General features: G+C 32.5%; 11 protein-coding genes. 9 read left to right on the top strand and 2 right to left on the bottom strand.

The window, feature by feature from the left end:
- Positions 1–10 precede the first annotated feature (10 nt).
- The gene (locus Q0998_RS02865; RefSeq protein ID WP_299665987.1) at positions 11–1,981 is read right to left on the bottom strand and encodes a sulfatase-like hydrolase/transferase; all 1,971 of its coding nucleotides are present in this window, start codon (positions 1,979–1,981) and stop codon (positions 11–13) included.
- A gap of 226 nt (positions 1,982–2,207) precedes the next feature.
- Here Q0998_RS02865 and Q0998_RS02860 point away from each other — a divergent pair, with 226 nt between their 5' ends.
- The 9 genes from Q0998_RS02860 to Q0998_RS02820 all read left to right on the top strand — a co-directional run bounded on the left by Q0998_RS02860 (position 2,208) and on the right by Q0998_RS02820 (position 20,435).
- Positions 2,208–3,674, top strand: coding sequence for a sulfatase (locus Q0998_RS02860; protein WP_299665985.1), 1,467 nt, complete (start codon positions 2,208–2,210; stop codon positions 3,672–3,674).
- A gap of 45 nt (positions 3,675–3,719) precedes the next feature.
- Positions 3,720–4,718, top strand: a complete 999-nt coding sequence (locus Q0998_RS02855; protein ID WP_299665984.1) for a LamG-like jellyroll fold domain-containing protein — start codon at positions 3,720–3,722, stop codon at positions 4,716–4,718.
- Positions 4,719–4,866: 148 nt separating this feature from the next.
- Positions 4,867–7,596 (top strand): alpha-L-rhamnosidase, encoded by a 2,730-nt coding sequence (locus Q0998_RS02850; protein ID WP_299665982.1) that lies wholly within the window; start codon positions 4,867–4,869, stop codon positions 7,594–7,596.
- Between the two features lie 239 nt (positions 7,597–7,835).
- Entirely contained in the window at positions 7,836–11,081 is a 3,246-nt protein-coding gene (locus Q0998_RS02845; protein WP_299665980.1) for a TonB-dependent receptor, read from the top strand.
- A 17-nt stretch (positions 11,082–11,098) separates the two neighbouring features.
- Positions 11,099–12,631, top strand: a complete 1,533-nt coding sequence (locus tag Q0998_RS02840) for a RagB/SusD family nutrient uptake outer membrane protein (RefSeq protein ID WP_299665977.1) — start codon at positions 11,099–11,101, stop codon at positions 12,629–12,631.
- 77 nt (positions 12,632–12,708) lie between these two features.
- Positions 12,709–14,196: a sulfatase gene (locus tag Q0998_RS02835; RefSeq protein WP_299665974.1), complete on the top strand. Its 1,488-nt coding sequence runs from the start codon at positions 12,709–12,711 to the stop codon at positions 14,194–14,196.
- An 81-nt stretch (positions 14,197–14,277) separates the two neighbouring features.
- Positions 14,278–15,453, top strand: coding sequence for a carboxypeptidase-like regulatory domain-containing protein (locus Q0998_RS02830; protein WP_299665971.1), 1,176 nt, complete (start codon positions 14,278–14,280; stop codon positions 15,451–15,453).
- 5 nt (positions 15,454–15,458) lie between these two features.
- Positions 15,459–16,991: a sulfatase gene (locus Q0998_RS02825; RefSeq protein ID WP_299665969.1), complete on the top strand. Its 1,533-nt coding sequence runs from the start codon at positions 15,459–15,461 to the stop codon at positions 16,989–16,991.
- A 150-nt stretch (positions 16,992–17,141) separates the two neighbouring features.
- Positions 17,142–20,435 carry a glycosyl hydrolase gene (locus tag Q0998_RS02820; protein ID WP_299665966.1) on the top strand — a complete coding sequence of 1,098 codons (3,294 nt, stop codon included), beginning with the start codon at positions 17,142–17,144 and terminating at the stop codon, positions 20,433–20,435.
- Positions 20,436–20,627: 192 nt separating this feature from the next.
- Here Q0998_RS02820 and Q0998_RS02815 read toward each other — a convergent pair whose 3' ends face one another.
- On the bottom strand, positions 20,628–21,986 hold the full coding sequence (locus Q0998_RS02815) for a family 43 glycosylhydrolase (RefSeq protein ID WP_299665963.1): 1,359 nt from the start codon (positions 21,984–21,986) through the stop codon (positions 20,628–20,630).
- Position 21,987: the final 1 nt, after the last annotated feature.

Below are 21,987 nucleotides of genomic sequence, written 5' to 3'. Positions count from 1 at the left end.
GTTTACATAACTATTTAGAACTTGTTCTAAAACGGTATGCAAAAGCACTTTCTCTAACAGGTTGTATGGGCTTCATTTTTCCTTTTTGTTTAATTTTCACCCAACCTGCATCCCAAGTTATATAATAATGTGTGTTGGATTCTAAAGTAGGAAAATCTTTAAAAACGATTTCTTTTTCACCTTCAAAATCACTATTTATATCTAAATCTTTTGACCATAAAATTTCTTGGCTTCCATATTTTTGTAGGCGTATTTTTCTACCATTTGTATTCGCAAAAGTCACTTTACCATTAAACGTAAAGGTTAGTTTTTGATTGATACAAACATTGTCTTCCATAAATTCTGGAGACGCCTTTACCATCATATTTTTAACCCTGTCATAACCAAAACCTCTCTTTTTGTCACCAGTAGGCATGTTCCATAATTTGTCGTTATTAAAACCGTGTTTTTGAGTATAGTCATTCCAAGAATTTAGAAGCTCTTTGTATTTAGTTTGATGTTTTTTATGAACGTTTTCTGTTTCTGTTGGATCATTTTTTAAATTGTATAATTCAAAAGGACTGTCAAAAAAACTAACCAATTTCCAATCTCCTTTGATAATTCCTTTAGAACGATAAAACGCGGAAACAAAGAATTTTTCTTCTTGAAATTTTTCATTTTTGAGTAATGGCAACATACTTTTTCCCATCAATTCTTTTTTATCATTTGGATATTTCCCTCCTGCCAATTCTAAAAAAGTAGGAAATAAATCCCAAATTCGAATCATTTGTTTGTTAATAGAATTTTTCTTCAATTTTAATCCTTCAGGCCAATGTACAATCATTGGAGAACGGATTGCACCCTCGCCACTTCCGTGTTTGTAAGAACTAAAAGGGGTGTTGCTTAATGCTGCCCAACCATAATTTGTGGTAAAACCTGCGCCTCTATTTTGGGGACTCCATGGCAATGCGTTTCTATTTGTATGCAAACCAGCGTAGCAACCACCGTTGTCTGAAATAAAAATAATAATGGTATTTTCTAACTGACTGTCGTTTGTATTTCCATCTTGATTTGGGTCTTTTAGAAAAGCAGTAATTCTACCAATATTTTCATCCATATTATCTACCATACCTGCATAGGCACTTCTAGACAAGGCTTCAAAATCTTTTTGAATTTCCCAATATTTACTTGATTTTTCGGGTAATAAATCCCAATCTGGAATTTCTACACCCAATTTTGGAAGTTGTGTATCTTTGTCTACAATTCCCATTTTTTTCATTCGGGCTAGGCGCTCTTTTCGAAGTTCAATCCAACCTTTTTTGTAAACATTAATTCCTTTTTTAGGATCATAAAATTTACGCACATTTTTTTCAGGAGCATCTAATGGACTGTGAGGTGCATTGTATGAAACCATACTAAAAAAAGGTTTGTCTTTTTTAATGGCCTCATCCATATATTTTATGGCGTAATCTGTAAAATTATTTGTTGCGTAAAAATCTTTTGGCAAATCTGTATTTGGAAAAATTTTACCATCATTTTGCCATTTTGCATTTCCTTTTCCTGTAAAACTATTTATTTGTCCGCCAGTAAACCCAAAAAAATGATCGAAACCAAAATCGGTTTTTTTATTCCCAATTTTAAGATTTCCCATTCCATGATTTTTACCAACTAAATTTGTGGTGTAGCCTTCTTCTCGCATTAACTTTGCAATACTTTCTCCTTTTGGGAAACTTCCTTTTCCTGCAGCTATAAATTCAATTCCAGAAAGGATAGCAACTCTACTAGTAACACACATTGGTGAAACATAAAATTTAATAAAACGCGCACCATTTTCTGCTAAATTATCAATATTTGGTGTTGGAATTTCCCCGCCAAAAGAACTTACATCGCTATATCCTAAATCATCAGCAACAATTAAAATAATATTTGGTTTTTTATTTTGAGAACTCAATAGTTGAGTACATAAAATAAAGGTTAAAAAAAGTTTTATTTTGACGTTCATTTCAATCATTTTAATAGCTAATTTACTCAATACCATAAGTTCATCAAAAATGGTGCTAAATATTTCTATTTATATCCTGTACCAACCTGCTAAAGCTACCTGCAAGAACAGGATGCCCTATTGTAGTAATTATAATACCTTTAAATTTTAATATAAAGTATACTTGTAATTTATGAAATCTTTGAGCATTCGATTTTTTACGGTAGTGATTTTTACAACTCTAATTTTGAATTGTAAAGCATCTAAAGAGATAACTCATAAAAAAGCAGCTGAAAAACCATTAAATGTTGTTTTAATTTTAATGGACGATCAAGGTTATGATACTTCCATTGACGGAATGAAAGGAATAGAGACGCCCAATTTTGATGCTTTTTCAAAAGAAGGAATGCGTTTTACAAATGCATACGCTTCGGTACCTTCTTGCTCACCAAGCAGAAGTTCTATAAATACAGGAATGTTTCCACATGCAAATGGTCATTGGCGAAATACGATAACCCCAGAGTTAAATCAGCCAGATATATTCTTTGGAAGACAAGCACCGAGAGTAGACAAAGTAGGCATTCATGAATATATAAAAACCTTACCAGAAATTTTAGAGGAAAATGGTTTTTTTACTGCGATAACACAGAAGTTTCATATGAGTCCGCCTTGGAAATTTCCATATACAGCAAGAAATTCTGTACACAATGATCCTGAAAAATATAGCAGTGTAATTAGCAATTTTATTGATGAATCTGGCGATAAACCTTTCTTTTTTCAAGCGAATATTTCTCCTCCTCATAGAAATTTCGATCTTCATATGAATAAATTTCCTGAATACATGCCAAATCCTAATAAAATTGTGGTGCCAGATTATTTGCCAGATACCCCAATGATGCGAGAAGATTTGAGCAAATATTATGGTTGTGTACAATTGGCAGACGCTTGTGCAGGTGCAATTATAGAAACTTTAAAAGCAAAAGGAGAATTTGATAACACATTAATTATTTTCACATCAGACCAAGGGCAGCCATATCATAGAGCAAAAGCCTCTGCATATTCTGAGGGTTTACATGTTCCTTATGCTGTTACAGGACCAAACGTAACAAAAGGGCAAATTTCTAAAGCATTAATTTCTCACGTAGATATGATGCCAACTATTTTAAAGTTCTTGAATTTACCAATTCCAAAAACTGTACAGGGAAAGTCTTTGCTTGCTGTTTTCAATGGAAAAGAAGAAAATGTTGCAGGTAGAAAATACATTTTCGCAGAGCATAACTCTCATGGGCCAGATCCAAGAGAACATTATCCAAGCCGTATGGTTTTTGATGGAAGGTTCTATTATATAAAAAATTTAATGCCTAAAAAATCTTATGTATTACCTGCAGATTTAAGAGCATATAAAGGCTGGAGTAATAAAAGTTACGATGCAACTATTGCAGTAAAAGAAACACACCCAATGCAATATGATTTGTTACGAACTTTAGAAAATGGAAGACCCGCAGAGGAACTATATGATATGAAAAATGACACTTATCAATTAATAAACCTTGCAAAAGAGCCTAAATTCCAAGAGAAAAAGATCGAATTAAGAACTGCTTTAAATAAATGGAGAGAAGAAACAAGAGATATAGAAAACAATCCTGCGAGAATAAAAACAAGACTTTTAGTGAATAATTTATATAGAAACAGGTTTGTGCAGGATAGAAACTAATTCTAGTATTCATAGTATTGTTCTAAATAATAAACAATTTATATGATGAAAAAATTACTTATAACCTTTTTTACGTTTGCATTAGGAATGCAATTTTTAAATGCTCAAACAGCAGATACCAGTAAATATTTAATGTATTTTCCTTTTGATGATAACGTTACAGACGCTTCGTCAAAAAATGTTACTCTAAATCCAAAAACAGCTGGTATTGCGATAAATACCTATGAAACAGGTAAATTTGGTAAAGCTGCTTTATTTAATGATAAACCTTACATAACTGCTAATAGTACCTTTGACGCAGGAGAATCTTTTAGTATTTTAATGTGGGTAAATTTTAATTCATTAACTTCTTCGGGTAATGGAACCCCAAAATTAATACATCAAGAAGATGGGGGCACTGGCTCTTTAGCAGGAAGACCATTTCAGTTAGCTACACCTTCTGCTGCCATAGGGGTAAAAGTAAATACTTCTTTTGGAGAAATAGTGTCAAATTCATCAGATAATCCTGTTGCAGATACTTGGATTCATGTTGCTTTGGTCATGGATAAAACTGCTGAAACTATTAAGATGTATATAAATGGTGTACAAGATGTAAGCAATACTATTGGAGATAATATTAAAGTTTCTAATAAAACAAACAACTCGCAAATATCTTTTGGTGTTCAAAAGAACTCAACTACAACTGGTTTGCTAGATGCCACAATAGATGATTTTTTAATTACTTCTGAAGTATTAGATGTAGATGATATTAATAATATTATGACGAATAGTGCAGCTGAAGGTGGTAATGTTTTAAGTGTTGAGAATTATACTGAAAATACCGTTGATTTTAAATTATTTAAATCAACTCCAACTTCATTAAAAGTTGAATCTGCCATTAATTTTAATACTTTTAAAATAGTAAATGTATTAGGGCAGGAAGTAAAGTCTGGTAAGATAGAAAATAAGAGAATCTCTTTAAATTCTTTATCTAAGGGATTGCATTTTGTAAAACTATATTCAGACACAGATAAAATAAGAGTATCTAAAAAGATAATTTTATAAATAAATATAATTTAAGAGAGCAAAAAACCCGATATTTAAATCGGGTTTTTCTCTTTAATCTTAAAATAAATAAAGCCAAGTATTTGATTTCAATATGATAAACAAACTATTTAATAAAAAAATAAACCTGCTATTTTTAGTTATTTTTATGACTATTACAATCTTTGGAAATAATTCTAATGAAAATTTCCCGTTAAAAATTCATCAATTAAGAATCGAGTATTTAGAAAATCCTGAAGGGATTGATGTTACAAAACCAAGATTTAGTTGGGTTTTAACTGCTGATGGTTTTAACAGGCACCAATCTACATATCAAATATGGGTCGCATCTTCAGAAACTTTATTAAATGATAATACTGATGTTTGGAATAGTGGCAAAATTTCATCAAACGAAACCAATCAAATTGTGTATGCTGGAAAAGAATTAGTTTCTGGGAAAAAATATTTTTGGAAAGTAAAAGTTTGGGATAAAAGCGGCGTTTCATCAACAAGTGAAACTGCATTTTGGTCTATGGGAAATCTTGATTTTCTGGATTGGCAAGGAGAGTATATTGGTCATGATGCAGGCTATAATAAAAAAGACAAATACACAGAATTATACTTACCTCCTGCTCGGTATTTGCGTCATTCTTTCAAGATTAACAAAAAAATAAAAAGAGCAACAGCATATACAACTGCTTTAGGTTTGTATGAACTTCGCTTGAATGGAAATAAAGTTGGAGATGATTATTTATTGCCCGGTTGGACGGATTACAACAAGCGTTTATATTATCAAACTTTTGACATTACAGACCAACTCTCTCAAGGAGAAAACATAGTTGGAGCTATTATTGCAGATGGTTGGTATTCAGGTTATATTGGCTATGCACTTTTAGTTAGGTTAGATAAAGTAAGAGAATTTTATGGAGTGAACCCTTCTTTTATGGGTCAAATTAAAATTGAATATGAAGATGGAACTTCAGAACTCATTGCTTCCAACGATAAAACTTGGAGATCGAATCAAGGTCCAATTTTAGAAGCAGATATTATTATGGGCGAAACCTATGATGCTCGATTAGAACTCAAAAATTGGGATAAAGCTGGTTTTGATGACAGTAAATGGAGCAAACCAAAACGCTATACAATTCCAAATGGAAAATTAATGGCTTCGCCAACAACCGCCGTTAAAAATCAAGAAACCATAAAACCAATTAAAATCACAGAACCAAAACTAGGAACGTATATTTTTGATTTAGGTAAAAATATTGCTGGAATTGCACAATTAAAAACCAAAGGAAAATCGGGCACAAAAATTACACTTCGCTTCGGAGAAATTTTAAAAAGTAACGGAACTTTACTAACAGAAAACTTACGTAAAGCCAGGGCTACAGACACCTATATTTTAAATGGAAATGGTATTGAAATATGGGAGCCTCGTTTTACCTATCACGGGTTTCAGTTTGTAGAAGTCACTGGTTTAACAGAAAAACCAACCTTAGAAACTATTACAGGAAAACAATTGAGTTCCATAAAAACAGATGCAAGTACTTTTGTTTCATCAAACCCAATGAATAATGCGTTATTCCAAAATATAAAAACAACGCAAGCTGCCAATTTTGTCGATATTCCTACAGATTGCCCACAACGTGATGAGCGTTTAGGTTGGACAGGAGATGCACAGGTTTTTGCACGTTCTGCAACTTATAATGCAGATGTGGCTTCTTTTTTTACAAAGTTCTGTATCGATTTAGATGATGCACAACGTTGGTATGGCGCGTATCCGAATTTTGCTCCTTTCCCGTTTTCGAGACCAGGACAATATTCTCCAGCTTGGATGGAGGCAGGAATTATAATTCCATATACCATGATGCAAGTATATAACGACACAAGAATTGTAAAGTATATGTATCCGGGAATGCAAAAATTCATGGAGTTTCAAAAAAAGGCAAGTACTAATTATTTAAGACCTGGAGCAGGAAAAAACTGGGGAGATTGGTTGGCCGTAAATGAAACCACCAGTGACGATTTTATAGCATCTGCATATTATGCCTATGGTACTAAACTAATGTCTGAAATGGCAAGTGCTATAGGTAGAACTGAAGATGCTAAAAATTATGCCGAAGATTTTAAAAAGATAAAAGAAGTTTTTTCTAAAAAATACATTCTCTCTAACGGTAAAACTACAGAAGACTCCATGACTACGTATGCTTTAGCATTGTATTTTAATTTGTATCCTTCAGTATTGGCAAACAAAGGCGCAACACGTTTAGCTGAGAAAATTAAAGAAAATGGTTACAAATTTGCTACAGGTTTTTTAGGAACAAAACATGTAATGTTAGCACTTTCTAAATATGGTTTCCATGAAGTTTCTTATAAATTATTTCAACAAACAGCATACCCAAGTTGGGGATATTCTATAGAAAACGGAAGTACTTCTATTTGGGAACGTTGGAATAGTTTTACTAAAGACAACTCTAAAAATTCCGATTTGAATGCGGCTATGAATTCTTTTAGTCATTATGCATTTGGTTCTGTTACAGAATGGATGTTTCAATATGCAGCCGGAATCGATACAAAATCAAACGGTTATAGAAACATCATTATAAAACCAGCAATTACAAAAGAAATGGAATTTATTAATGGAAGTGCAAAAACTATTAACGGAACAATAACTTCAAACTGGAAAATACAAGGAAAAAATTTCTATATGACTTTAAATATTCCCGCAAATACAACTGCAAAAGTTTATATTCCTACAGATAAATCATCAAAAATAATAGTGAATGATAAAAGTTTGAAAAAGCACCCGAATCATAAATTAATTTCTACAAATGAAACGGAAACTATTTTAGAGGTTGGTTCCGGTAACTATGTAATAAAAGCTCCACTAAAGAGATAAATTTTTATTGCAAAACATTTAAAAGTGCTCTAAAATAAAATTTAGTGCGCTTATTTTATTTACAAATAATAAAAAAAACAACCTCTCTTTTCGAGAATAAATATTATTTCAACAATTATTAACCCTTAATTTTAAAATTTTATCAATTAATTTAAAGATAACAAGAAAGTGCAGGATGCGCTGTCTTTTTATTCTTCTTAACATTGAGGTAACATTTAACTATAACTATAAAAATAATTATGACACGTACGTACAATTATCATTTTAATGATATTTTAAAGAAAACGTTGTTTTTAGTTTTGATTTGTATTTCTTTTGGAATGCAGGCACAAACACCAACAATTAAAGGGAAAATAACTTCTGTGGAAGGTGACCCTTTACCTGGAGCGTTTGTGCTTCAAAAAGGAACAAAAAATGGAACTTCTACAGATTTTAATGGAAATTACAAATTAACGTTATTACCCAATCAGGGTAAAATCTTGGTCTTTTCTTATTTAGGTTATAAGAATACTGAAAAAGCAGTTGGAGCTTCAACTACTTTAAACGTAAAGTTAGTAGAAGAGTCTCAAAGTCTTGATGAAATTGTTATTATAGGTTATGGACAGGAGAAAAGAAAAGATGTTACAGGAGCAATCAGTTCTATTAAAGCGAAAGATTTAGAAGATCAGTTTTACACAAATATTACAGAAACAATTCAAGGGCAAGCTTCTGGAGTTTTTGTAAGTTCAGATTCTGGTGAACCAGGCGGAGGAATTTCAATAAATATTAGAGGTATTAATAGTATTACTGGTAGTACACAGCCTTTGTATGTATTAAACGGAATTCCATTAGGCACAGATACGCAGGCTGCGGGAGATTTATATTTTACAGGTACAAATCCTTTGGCTTCCTTAAACCCTGATGATATCCAAAGTATTGAAATTTTAAAAGATGCTTCTGCAACTGCAATATATGGTGCAAGAGCTGGTAATGGTGTTGTCTTAATTACTACAAAAGAAGCAAAAATAGGTAAAGTTAAAATATCGACAAATATAAGAACCTCTATTTCTTCTATTGGCACCCCTTACAACCTAATGGTTGGTGGGCAATATGCACAATTTAGAAATGATATTGTTACACTACAAAACCCTCAAACTTCTTTTGATGATTTATTAGCTGATAATAGAATTCCTTTCGATGGTCGCTCTATAGACAGACCTCTTCCAGAAAATGCAAGAGACGGTACGCGTTTTATGGATGCAATTTTTAGACAAGGTGTAAATAGAAGTGCTAACATGACCGTTTCAGGTGGTAATGAAGATTTATCACAGTTATTATCTGTTAACTTTAATGAAAATGAAGGAAACATTATTAATTCTAAATTTCAAAGAGTTAATTTAAGATACAATTCTAAAATGAAAATAGGCGAGAAGTTTAAATTAAATTCTAACATTCAATTAAACTACGCTAGAAATCAAAGAGTACAAACAAGTGCAAGAACAGGTTTGTCTGGAGTGGTTTTTACGGCTATGAGGATTAGTCCTTTTGTACGTTTATTAGACCCAGAAACAGGAGATTTTAACCAATTTAGTGAGGATGGTCAAATGATTACAAATCCAGTGATTGAGGCAACAGAATCAGATAATGTTCAAAAAGACAAAAGATTAATATTCTCTACAAACGGTGTTTATGAATTTACATCGGATTTAAAATGGACGAATAGAATTGGTTATAATGCTGGTATCAATACAAACCAAGTTTTTAATAACAAGAAAACAGTAGTTGGAGGTAATTCTAGTGGTCGATTATTTTTGGCAGAAGCAGAAAACAATCGATTTACAGCAGAATCTTTTTTAAATTTTAACAAAAGGTTTGATAAACACAGAGTTAATGCTACTGCTGGTGCAAGTTATACAGATATTACCGCTTTTAGAAAAAGAGAATTGTATACAGATTTTACTTTTGATGATTTAGGTATAGATGCATTACAATTAGCTAGCACATCACAAAATTTTATATCTATAAGAACTAACAATTATTACAAGTCCTTATTATACAGATTAAACTATACGTTTAACGATAGGTATACATTAACTACAACTGGTAGGTATGATGGAGATTCTAAATTTAGTCAAGGAGAACCTTGGGGATTCTTTCCATCTGCAGCTCTTTCATGGGATGCTCATAAAGAAAAATTTATTAGAGATGTGAGAGCTATATCTTTACTAAAATTTAAGGTTTCTTATGGTCAGGTAGGTAGCTCTAACGGGGTAGGACCGTATTCAACATTGGATACCTATAATATTAGTAATATTGGTTTAACAGATAATAATCTTTATACAGGTACATTTCCTTCAAGAATTTCAAATAGAAATTTAACTTGGGAAACAAGTACTACATTAAATCTTGGCCTAAACGCTAACTTCTTTAGAAATAGGTTAAGAACAAGTGTAGATGTTTATGAAAGAGTTACAGAAAATCTTTTAAATAACCAGCAAATTCCTAGGCAAACAGGTTTTAATTCAATACCAATTAATGATGGAGAATTGAATAACAGAGGTATCGAAGTAGATATTGCCTACGATGTTTTTAAAGAAGAAAACTTCTCTTGGACTACAAAATTAAATTGGACAAAAAGTAGAACAATTTTAGAAGAATATGGAAGCAATGAGTTTTTAAATGGACCTAATGTTGGTGCAAATTTCTTTGGTATTGGAGCAACAAGAACATATCCTGGAAGACAGTTAGGTGAATTCTATGGTTATAAAGTAATCGGTTTAATTCAACCAGGCGATTTGGTAGACTATGCTGCGGGTAATTTTAATATTAGAACAGAAGAAGTTACTGATGAAGATGGAGTTGTAACGCAACAACAAATTTTTGCAACTACAGCAAGAAATAATAATGGTAATGGTGCTCCTGGAGCAAATTCTCCTGGTTTGTGGAAATTTGAAGATGTTGATGGAAATGGCCTTATAAATCAAGAAGATAGACAAACAATTGGAAACCCAAACCCTGATTTCTTTTTTGGTTGGAACAACCAATTTAGAGTAGGAGATTTTAATATTTCTATGTTTGTACAAGGTTCTGTAGGTAATGATATTATGAACTTGAACAGAGCTTTTATTGGTTCTGGCTGGTCTGGTGCAAATGGAACACAAAATTATTATAACAATCGTTGGACGGTTGACAACCAACACAATGATGTTAGATATCCCAGTTTTAATGGGCCAACAGGTATAACAGTACCAAACTCTGTTTTTATTGAAGATGGTTCTTATGTAAGATTAAAAAACTTAAGTGTTAGATACAACTTAAAAGGAATAAAATTCTTTTCTAATGTGGGTATCGTTTTTACAGGAACAAATTTAGTAACCATCACAAATTATACGGGGCCAGATCCAGAAGTAAGTACTAATGGAAACGGAGCTTTAAATAGAGGGATAGATTATTCAGCTTTTCCTAGACCAAAAGTGTATACTCTTGGATTAAACTTAACATTTTAGAATTAAAAAATAAGAACATGAAATTAAAAAAATTATTAATTCTCGGAATTATATTTATAGGACTACTTTCTTGTGATACAGAATTAGAAGAAGAAATTTTTTCTACTTATAGCGCAGGAAATTTTTTCCAAAATGAAGAACAGCTACAAGCTCAAAACTTAGGTATTTATGAAGCTTTTAGACATGTAGTTTGGGAGCAAGATATGTACTTTTTAGTGAGTATGACTAGTAAATACGCTACTAGTAGAGTACCAAGTTTTGCTTGGCATGCAGCCTACCAAACTCCAGACAGGCAACCTGTTAGATATTCAAGATTATGGGATATTGGTTACAGGGCAATTGCTAGAGCAAATACTGTTATTAAAAATGTACCGTTATCAAATTTTTATGCGGAAAATACAGAATTAGCAAAACAATACGTTGCAGAAGCTAGATGGATGAGAGCATATTCTTATTTTCAGTTAACACAACTTTTTGGAGACATTCCTTTATATACAGAGCCAGTAGAATCTGCAGATCCAGCTATTTTATTAAAACCAAGAAGTGCTACACAAGATATTTATAATTTAATTATAGAAGATTTAGAATTTGCCAAAGATAATTTGCCTGTTTCTTGGAATAAAACAGGTACAGGTAGAGTTACAAAAGCTGGTGGTGCTTTTTTATTAGGTAAAGTATATTTAACCTCTGCAGGCTTTCCACTTCAAATAACAGCTAATTATCAAAAAGCAATTGATGCTTTAAAGCCACTTGCAGACAACCCTACTGCCTATGATGTAGAATTATTATCAGATTGGAAAAGTGTTTTTAGTATAGATAATGAAGGGAATAAAGAAGTAATTTTCGCTCATGGAAACATTTATGAAAACTTACTAGGTTCTGTTTTACCTTTTTGGACCAACCCACAATTTAGTGAGTTTGGAGGAATACAATCTAGAAATGGTAGTGGATATCAAATCGCATGGCACCCAAATTTATTAGATTTGTATGAAGCAGATGATGATAGACTTGTAGATGGTTTTACATATTCATATAGAAGAATAAATAACAATGCACTTATTACATACAGACCAACGCCTTTAAATGTAGGAGGACTTACTTATGGTGGAAGAAACGGAATTTCTGGAACAAAATACCAAGATGGTGGAGCCATTGGTAATGTAATTCACTCTAAAGATCATATTGTATATAGATATGTAGATGCTTTTTTAATGCTGGCAGAAGCATATAATGAAAATGGAAATCCAGCAGCTGCTTTACCATATTTGAAAACGGCAAGAGATCGAGTAAAAGCAACAGTAATTAATACTACAGATCAAGATGCATTAAGAATTATTCTTAGAGAGGAAAGAATACGTGAATTGTATGCTGAAATGGGAGAATTATTCGACATTAGAAGATGGAATATTGCTGAAGAAGAGTACAATAACCATCTGTTAAGGCAATGGAGAAATCCTAACCAAGGTTGGGATGAGAAGTTTAAATTAAGTCCAATACCGCTTGTTGAATTAGGTAAAAACCCAAATTTAACTCAAAATACGGGTTGGTAATACTTAATTATATGTTTAAAAATAGCTGTAAATATATTTGTTTACAGCTATTTTAGGATAAATTAAATCGCAGTCAAATGAAAAAACGAGTACTATATTCATTTATTATTTTTAGTATTTTCTCTTGTAAACCAAACAAGGTAGAAAACTCACAGAAAATTTCTGAAGAAAAAGAACTACCAAACTTAGTGATTGTTTTGTCAGATCAGCATTCTGCAGATATGGTGGGTGCTTATGGTAATACACAAATAATAACTCCAAATTTAGATAAACTGGCGAGTGAAGGTGTTTTGTTAGAAAATGCCTTTTCTAGTCAACCCGTTTGTACTCCATTTAGAGGAATGTTAATGAGCGGAATGCATCCACTAAAAAACGGTGCTTTTGTAAATGATGTACCATTATTGCCAAATAAAAAGAAACTGTTAGCTGAAATTTTAAAAGAAAAAGGGTATCAAACGGCCTATTTTGGTAAGTGGCATTTATTAGGAGGAAATAGAGATAGACCTATTCCTAAAGAACTTACTTATGGGTTTGATAAAGTTTTAACCAACAATTGCCATGTAGATTTTAGACCGGGAAAAGCTTTTTTTTGGAACAAAAATGGAGAAAAAGAATTTTTTAATGAATGGGAACCTTATGCACAAACCAATCAAGCAATCGATTATTTAAAAGAAATAGATACCTCTAAACCTTTTGCAATTATTGTTTCCTTACATCCACCACATGACTGGGGAAAATTTAAAGGAGAAGACGGCAAAATGCATTACAGATATGATACGTTAGATGAGCTAATGAAATTATACAATAGAGATGAAATTGAATTACGACCAGATTTAAAAGATACACCAGACAGAAGAAGAATGTATCATGGTCACATGGCGCAAATTACTGGTGTAGATATTGCTTTAGGAAAACTAATGAATCAATTAACAACCATGAATGTCGCAAATAATACAGTAGTTGCTTTTACAGCAGATCATGGAGATATGTTAGAATCTCATAACGCAAAATTACCAAAACAATATCCGCATGACTATTCTAATAAAATTCCGTTTATTATAAAGTATCCTAAGAAAATAAAAGCAGGTTTAAGAACAAAAACCTTGCTGGCAACAATGGATATTTTGCCTACACTTTTAGGATATATGAATGTTGATACAAATCAAAGCTTCGATGGGAAAGATTTATCAGAAAAAATAATAGCGAACAAGCTTAAGGAAAATGATTATGTACCTATTTGGAATTATAGAATTGGAAGAGCAAGAAACTCAAATTGGCGAGGTGTAGAAACAGAAAGGTATACATTTTCCACTTCAAAAGAGAGTAATAATGCTTTAATAAACACACTTTTTGATAGGGAAAATGATCCTCATCAATTAAATAATCTTTATAATAATTCATCTTATGCAGCTATTCAAAAAAAATTAGAAGGGTATACTAAAGAATGGATGCAAAAATATCATGATGAGTTTTATGGGGCCAAAGAATTTAATAAAGTGCAGCCAAAAAGTAAGTGGACCTATAATTATAAATACTCACCATTAGAATTATTAAAAAACAAATAGTTGAACTATAAAAAACATTTCATTTTGAATCTAAAAAAAATACTTTTTCAAGACGTACACTTTAAACATCTTTTTTTCTTTATGTTTTTATTTGTGGGTGTTAATTCTGCTCTAGCACAAAAAAAAAATGAAATAAAAGGAATTGTTTTAGATGAATTTGAGAATCCTATACCTTATGCAGCTGTTGGTATTCCTTCAAAACAAATAGGTACAGCTACAAATGATGACGGAGTGTTTTCTTTGAAAATATCTCAAGAAAATTTAACGGACAATCTAGAAGTTTCTACATTAGGTTTTAAGACCTACAAAATAAAGATTCAAGAATATTTAGATAAAAAATTAGCTAAAATTATTTTAATAGAAGATGTTGTTTCCTTGGCTACAATTACATTAGAAAAACCAACAAATCATGTGAAAAAAGCGTTTAAAAGGCTAAAAAATAATTCTCTTAGTTCTAAACATCAAGTAGATATGCTATACAGAAGATCTTCTGTAGAAAATGGAAAAACTCGTTTTATGGTAGAGCATTATCTAAACATCATAGACTATGGTCCTTCTGATACAAGATTTGAAGAGTTAGGTATTGCAGAGGCAAGAAAATCTGCAGATTATAGGTTTGCTTTTAAAAAACAACCTGCACACGCTGTAAATGTAATGGTACAATTAAATCCTTTAAGACAAAGAATTTATGAATCAGATTATAATTGGGAAAGAATAGATGATACTTCTTATGATGGTGAAGATGTTTTAGTAATGCAAGGGAAAAAGAAAAATCAGAAAACGCATAAAAAACATAATTGGATTAAACTTTACATAGGAATGGATACCTATGGAATTTATAAAATAGATGTCTCTAGACATGCTAATAAATTTTCTAATTTAAAAGCCCTTTACATTTATAAAAAAAATGCTAACGGAAAATTGGTTTTAAGTTATCATAATAGGGTTGCTAATTTTAGAACTCCAATTAGTGCTCAACAACAAAAACTCTTAAAGTTAAAAGACAGAAATGTTGTTAGTTCTTATAGACATGAAGCCATTATCTTGAATATAGAAACAGATAAAAAAAAGTTTGATATTAGAAATACGCTTTACGATAAAAAAGATATGGGAGATTATGATATTAAGTACAATCCAACATTTTGGAATACTATTTCTTTACCTCCAGCAACAAAATTTTATAAAAAGAGTGTAAAAGAACTAGAGTCTATTTATAGAGTTTCTTTGGAATCTCAATTTAAAGCAGTAAATAAATAACTATTATGAGAAAAAACATATTTATTTTAGTGTTACTATTCGCAATAATTAGTATTTCTTCCCAAAAAAAACAGCCAAATGTTGTATTTATATTAGCAGATGATTTAGGTTGGAGTGACGTTACATTGTATGGCAAAACAAAACTATACGAAACCCCAAATTTAGAGCGTTTAGCGGCAAGAGGCGTTACGTATACGCGAGCATACGCAGCAAGTCCATTGTGTTCACCAACAAGGGCAAGTATTTTAACTGGGCAAACACCAGCAAGAACAGGGGTAACAGCACCAACAGCACATTTAGGTAATGTAAAATTAAAAGCTTCTTTAAATAGAGGAACTGGGCCAGCTAATAAAGCAATAATTTTAGAATCGGTAACAAGATTAGATACTAAACTACCAACTTTAGGAAAGCAATTTAAAAAAGCTGGGTATCAAACTGCCCATTTTGGAAAATGGCATTTGGGTGCAGATCCATACTCACCAATACAACATGGTTTTGATGTTGATATTCCACATTGGTCAGGTCCAGGACCCGCAGGAACATTTGTGGCTCCTTGGCGTTTTAAAAATTTCAAAGAAAAATACGCAAAAGAACATATAGAAGATAGAATGGCAGATGAAGCCGTTTCTTGGTTGCGAAAAATAGATAAATCCAAGCCATTTTTTATGAACTATTGGCAATTTTCTGTGCATGCACCTTTTGATGCAAAAGAAACGTTAAAGAAGTATTACAGCACAAAAGTAGACCTAACCGATGCCCAACATTCTGCAACCTACGCAGCCATGGTGCATTCTATGGATGACGCCATTGGACGCTTATTGGATGAATTAGATAGATTGGGGCTAAGCAAAAACACCATCATAATTTTTACAAGTGATAATGGAGGAAATATGTACAATGCAGTAACTGATATTTTACCAAGTGGTGAAAAATATATGGCTGCACCAACAAGTAATAGACCTTTGCGTGGTGGAAAAGCTACGATGTTTGAAGGCGGAGTACGCGTACCAACTATTATTTCATATCCTGGAGTTACATATCCAGGTACAATAAGTGATGTGTTGATTCAATCCACAGATTTTTACCCAACTTTACTAAATTTAGCTTCTTTAAAAATGCCTGAAAACCATGCCATAGACGGAATAGATATCACGGAAACGCTAAAAGGGAAAGATATTAAAAGAGACGGAATTTTTACCTATTTCCCTCATCAACCAGGTGTTCCAGATTGGTTACCAACTTCTATTTCTGTGCATGCTGAAGATTGGAAATTGATTCGTTTATTTCATCAAGGAGATAATTTCAAACATGATTATTTATTGTACAACCTAAAATGGGACGTGAGTGAACATAACAACTTAGTAAAAGTATACCCGAAAAAAGTAGCTGCATTAGACAAGTTAATAGAGAAGCATATAAAAGAAACAAAAGCAATTGTTCCTATTCCGAATTCAAAATTTGATGTTTCAAAATACAAACCAGAAAATATTGGAAAGCAAAATGGCGGACTAAAAGGGAAAAAATTAGAAATTAATTAAAAAGGGAATTCTGATAAGTAGAAGAGGAGCTAAATGATTCTCTTTTTAAATGTAGTAGTTATTTACAGTATTGAACAGGATAGTTTAAGCTGTAGTTTTTTTTATTTTACACATTCAATTTGTTCTAATAGAAATACTAATTATACCTCGATGATACAGCCAAAAACTTCATTTAGAAATATTGCAATACTTTTATCTTTAGTATATTCAATATGTATTAGTTGCAAAAAAGATACAGGAATTGAAAAAGTCGACTTCGATAAGATACAATCAGATTTTATAACGCCTTCAAAAGATAATACATTATGGTGCTATTGGTATTGGATTGGCGATGACATTTCCAAAGATGGTATCACCAAAGATTTAGAAGCGATGAAAGCAGCCGGAATTGGTGGCGCCTTAATTGGCAATATCAATCCTGAAGAAAAAGATGGAAAAGTGCCCATTTTAAGCGAAGAGTGGTGGAGTCACATGGTACACGCTGTAAACGAAGGCAAGCGCATTGGTGTCGATATCGGAGCTTTCAATTGTCCTGGTTGGAGTCAATCGGGTGGTCCTTGGGTAAAACCAGAGATGGCGATGCGCCATATGACCTATTCTGAAATCAATATTGAAGGGGGCAAAAAAATAAATTTACAATTGACAAAACCTTATGAAGAATTTCAAGATGTCTATATTTTGGCCTTTCCTTCACTTCCTTCTGAAAAACGATCATTGTCAACAAAAAACAGTAAAATCAACATTATACCAAGCATAAAAAACACAAACTATTTATTCGATAAGAATACGGCAACCGTTGGTAACTTCTCTAAAAAAATAGAAAAACATCAAATTAATTTCAATTCAAATCAATCTATAACAGCAAGGAGTTTAAAGATTTTACCAGGAAAAACAACTATTGAATTGGAATGTACGGTCATGGCGAAAGTTGATGGTGCATTCAAAAACCTAAAAACATTTAAAATTAATAGAAGTAATTTAAAGCCTAATGTTGGTGCTAATATGTATGCACCCATTTTAGAATCCTTACCCGAAACAAAGGCAAAAGAATTTCGATTGGAATTTAATGTTACGCCGAGAATTGTAAAAGCAATGAAGGCTCCAAATGCCAAAGTACAAACCTTCGGAATTTCAGAAATTGTAATTTCAGAAGCTGTTGGATTGCAAGAATTTGCTGAGAAAAATTTAGGAAAAATGCACCCAACACCTTTTCCTGCTTGGGATAGTTATTTATGGCAGTCACAACCAAAAGTTAATGATGCTAGCTTAAAAATTACACCTTCAAACGTTATGGACATCAGCGAGAAAATGGATGCCTCAGGCAAGCTGATTTGGGAAGCTCCTGTTGGAAATTGGACCATCCAACGCTTCGGCATGACACCAACAGGTACCAAAAATTCACCTGCTGCTCCTCAAGGCAAGGGTTATGAAATAGACAAAGCGAATAAAGAACTGGTGCAATACCATTATGAACAATACATCGGCGAATTCTTGAAACGGATTCCTGAAGAAAGCAAAAGTGCTTTCAAATATGTCATTGCAGATAGCTATGAAATGGGTTCACAAAATTGGACCGATGGTTACGAAGAAAAATTTGAAAAGCAGTTTGGTTATAATCCAAAAAAATATTTACCTGTGTTTTCTGGCAGAATAGTAGGAAGTGTGGAAGAATCCAACCGATTTTTATGGGATTTAAGACGCTCTGTTGCTGATGCTGTTGCTTATGAATATGTTGGCGGACTGAGAGAAGCGAGTAACGAAGACAATTTGCAATTGTGGTTAGAAAACTATGGTCATTGGGGATTTCCATCAGAATTTTTAATGTATGGTGGACAATCTGATTTGGTTAGTGGTGAATTTTGGAATGAAGGCACTTTAGGAAATATTGAATGTAAATCGGCGTCATCTGCAGCACATATCTATGGCAAATCAAGGATATCAGCAGAAGCTTTTACTGCCGCAAATAGAAGTTATGTTCGTCATCCAGCAATGCTTAAAAAGCGAGGTGATTGGGCATTTACTGAAGGTATCAATCATTTTGTGCTACACCTTTATATTCATCAGCCTGATGACAATCGGGTGCCCGGAGTCAATGCATGGTTTAGTACAGAATTTAACCGTCATAATACTTGGTTTAAAAAATCAAAAACCTATTTCGATTATTTGAGACGAAGCCAGCATCTTTTACAACAAGGTACTTATACTGCTGACGTTTGCTATTTTATAGGTGAAAATACGCCAATAATGACAGGTGTTCGGAATCCAGAATTACCAAAAGGCTATTCCTACGATTATATCAATGCTGAAGTGATTTTGGATAGATTGTCCGTTAGCGATGGAAAATTTGTATTACCAGACGGTATGTCTTACAGTCTTATGGTGTTACCGCCTTTTGAAACTATGCGCCCTGAATTACTTGAGAAAATTGAATCCTTAGTAAAGCAAGGTGGTAAAATATACGGTCAGGCACCTGTAAAATCACCTAGCCTTCAAAATTATCCTGAAAGTGATGAAAAGGTGAAACAATTGGCAACAAAAATGTGGGGTAATTCCAATGAAAAATTAAAGCAATATGGTGAAGGTTTTATTGTGAATGGTTTAGAATTACAAGAGGCTATGAAACAATTGGGGATAAAAAAAGATATTGATTTGAACAGTGAAGTTCCTGTATTATGGACGCATCGCAAGTTAAATGATATGGACATTTACTTTTTAACCAATCAAAGTGATGACAGCATTAGTTTTTCACCATCGTTCAGAGTGAACGGCATAAAACCGCAATTGTGGGATGCTGTCACCGGAGAAATCAGAGCTTTACCTGAATTTACAGAAAAGGATGGTCGTATTACCGTTCCTATTAAAATGGAAGGCTTACAAAGTTGGTTTATTGTGTTTTCAAATTCAGATGCTAGTACTATAGATAGGAAATATTTAGTTAATTTCCCTGAATCCAAAGTCGTAAAGACTCTTGAAAATTTATGGACGGTTGATTTTCAAAATAAGAACATTGGACCAAAAGAACCTGTAGAATTTTCTAAACTCACAGATTGGGCTACCAACGAAAATGATAAGATAAAATACTATTCAGGAACTGCGGTCTACAAATCAACTTTTAATTATAGAAAGGAAGATGACAACAAATCGCTTTTGATAGATTTAGGAAATCTAGGTGTCATGGCATCGGTAAAAATAAATGGAATAGATATTGGGACTACTTGGATAGCGCCTTTTCAACTCAAAGCAAATGACGCTATAAAAGACGGAGAAAACACCATTGAAGTAGAAGTGGTTAATGTTTGGCGAAATCGCTTAACAGGAGATAAAACACTTCCTAAAGACCAGCGAACCACATGGGTTAATGTAGATGCTGTGAAGCCCCAAGAAGAATTAATTTCATCAGGACTTTTAGGTCCTGTGACCATACAAATAATTGATGGTAATTAGAATTTTAGAACCTATTGTTGCCCGATAAAAGAATTAAGATCGCTTCCTTTTAGAATCAAGAATCTAGACTTGCAATTTTAGATGTCATACTATCAATCTTTCAAAAAACCAAAATCTAATGTTTTAAAAAGGGATTAAATGAACTCTTTAAAGAAATATAAAATATTACTATTGATTTCAAATGGTAACATATTAATCAAACTGAAACCAATCAATTTCAAACAGTTCTCCATCAGATCCTGAAGCTTCTAACCAGAGTGCATGAATGCCCGTTTCGTTTTTTACTGGAACTATTATTGTTTGCCAGTCTTTATTGGCTTGTACTTTTAAAGTCGCTAATTTTTTATTCCAAGGTTTGTCCGAATACACATTTAATTTACCCCCAAGAATAGATTTTACACGTATTTTTAGAGTTGAAACTCCATCGCCAAAATCTAAATACTTATAAATTGCAGCATCTTTGTTTTTAAACTCAGAAAGTATTTCATTAATATCAGACTCTTTTTTAATACGAACATTTCCATGCAAAAGACAAGCAACAGCTGCATCAATCTTAGTTGTAGCTTTAAGAGGTGGTCCTGCACCTTGTGATGTCATTTCAACTTCAGAAATTGAGCCATCTTCTAAAAATATTATTTTCTCCACACAAGCTTTTCTCATGGTTCTAACACCATGTGTGGAACGATGATAAAATACATACCATTGATTTTTATATTCAATTATAGAGCCATGATTGTTCCAACTATTAGGATTTGCTCCATTATTATCAATAATGACACCTCTGTAAGTATAAGGTCCAAAAGGAGAAGTACTTGTTGCATATCCTATACTGGTAGGTTTATCTTCTCTGCTAATATCTGAATACACCAAGTAATAGATTCCTTGACGTTTGGTAAGATAAGCGCCTTCATGAAAATAGTGATTTTTCTCTGTGATGATATTTTTTTGAAGTGTTCTAGCGTCAATTGTTTTCATACCAGCATTAAGTTTTGCCATTTTAAGGTTGAATTGCCCCCATAAATAATAAGCAGCACCATCATCATCAATAAAAACAGAGGGATCTATTTGATTGTGTCCTTTTAAATCGATTTTTTCGCCGTTTATAAAAGGGCCTAATGGATTTTTAGAGGTAGCAACACCTTCTGGTGCTTGTAGGTAAGGTTGACAATAATATAAATAATAAGTATCAGCTACTTTAATGGCATCTGGCGCAAATAACACAGCATCATTATAGGGTACTTGATCATTAACACCTTTAGAAGCGAACACATTTTTAGAAATGTTCCAATCTATCATATTTTCTGTATATAAAATGTCATGGCTACCAGAACAATAATAATTGGGATTCTCATCAGTAGAGCCATAAACATAAAGCTTTCCATCATTAAAAACTTTTGCTGATGGATCTACAAAATAGAATCCTGGAGGAGAAATAGGGTTTTGAGAATAGCCTATTTTTGGAGTAAAAAATAATATACTAAAAACTATTATACCATTTAAAAAATGGATAAACGGTATTGTTTTATTGCTGTCTAAGAGTTTACCATTCATA

This window comes from uncultured Polaribacter sp. (assembly GCF_947501385.1).
In the GTDB taxonomy this organism is placed as follows: domain Bacteria; phylum Bacteroidota; class Bacteroidia; order Flavobacteriales; family Flavobacteriaceae; genus Polaribacter.
Note: the sequence above shows the minus strand (reverse complement) of the source record. Positions and strands in the feature narration are given on the sequence as shown.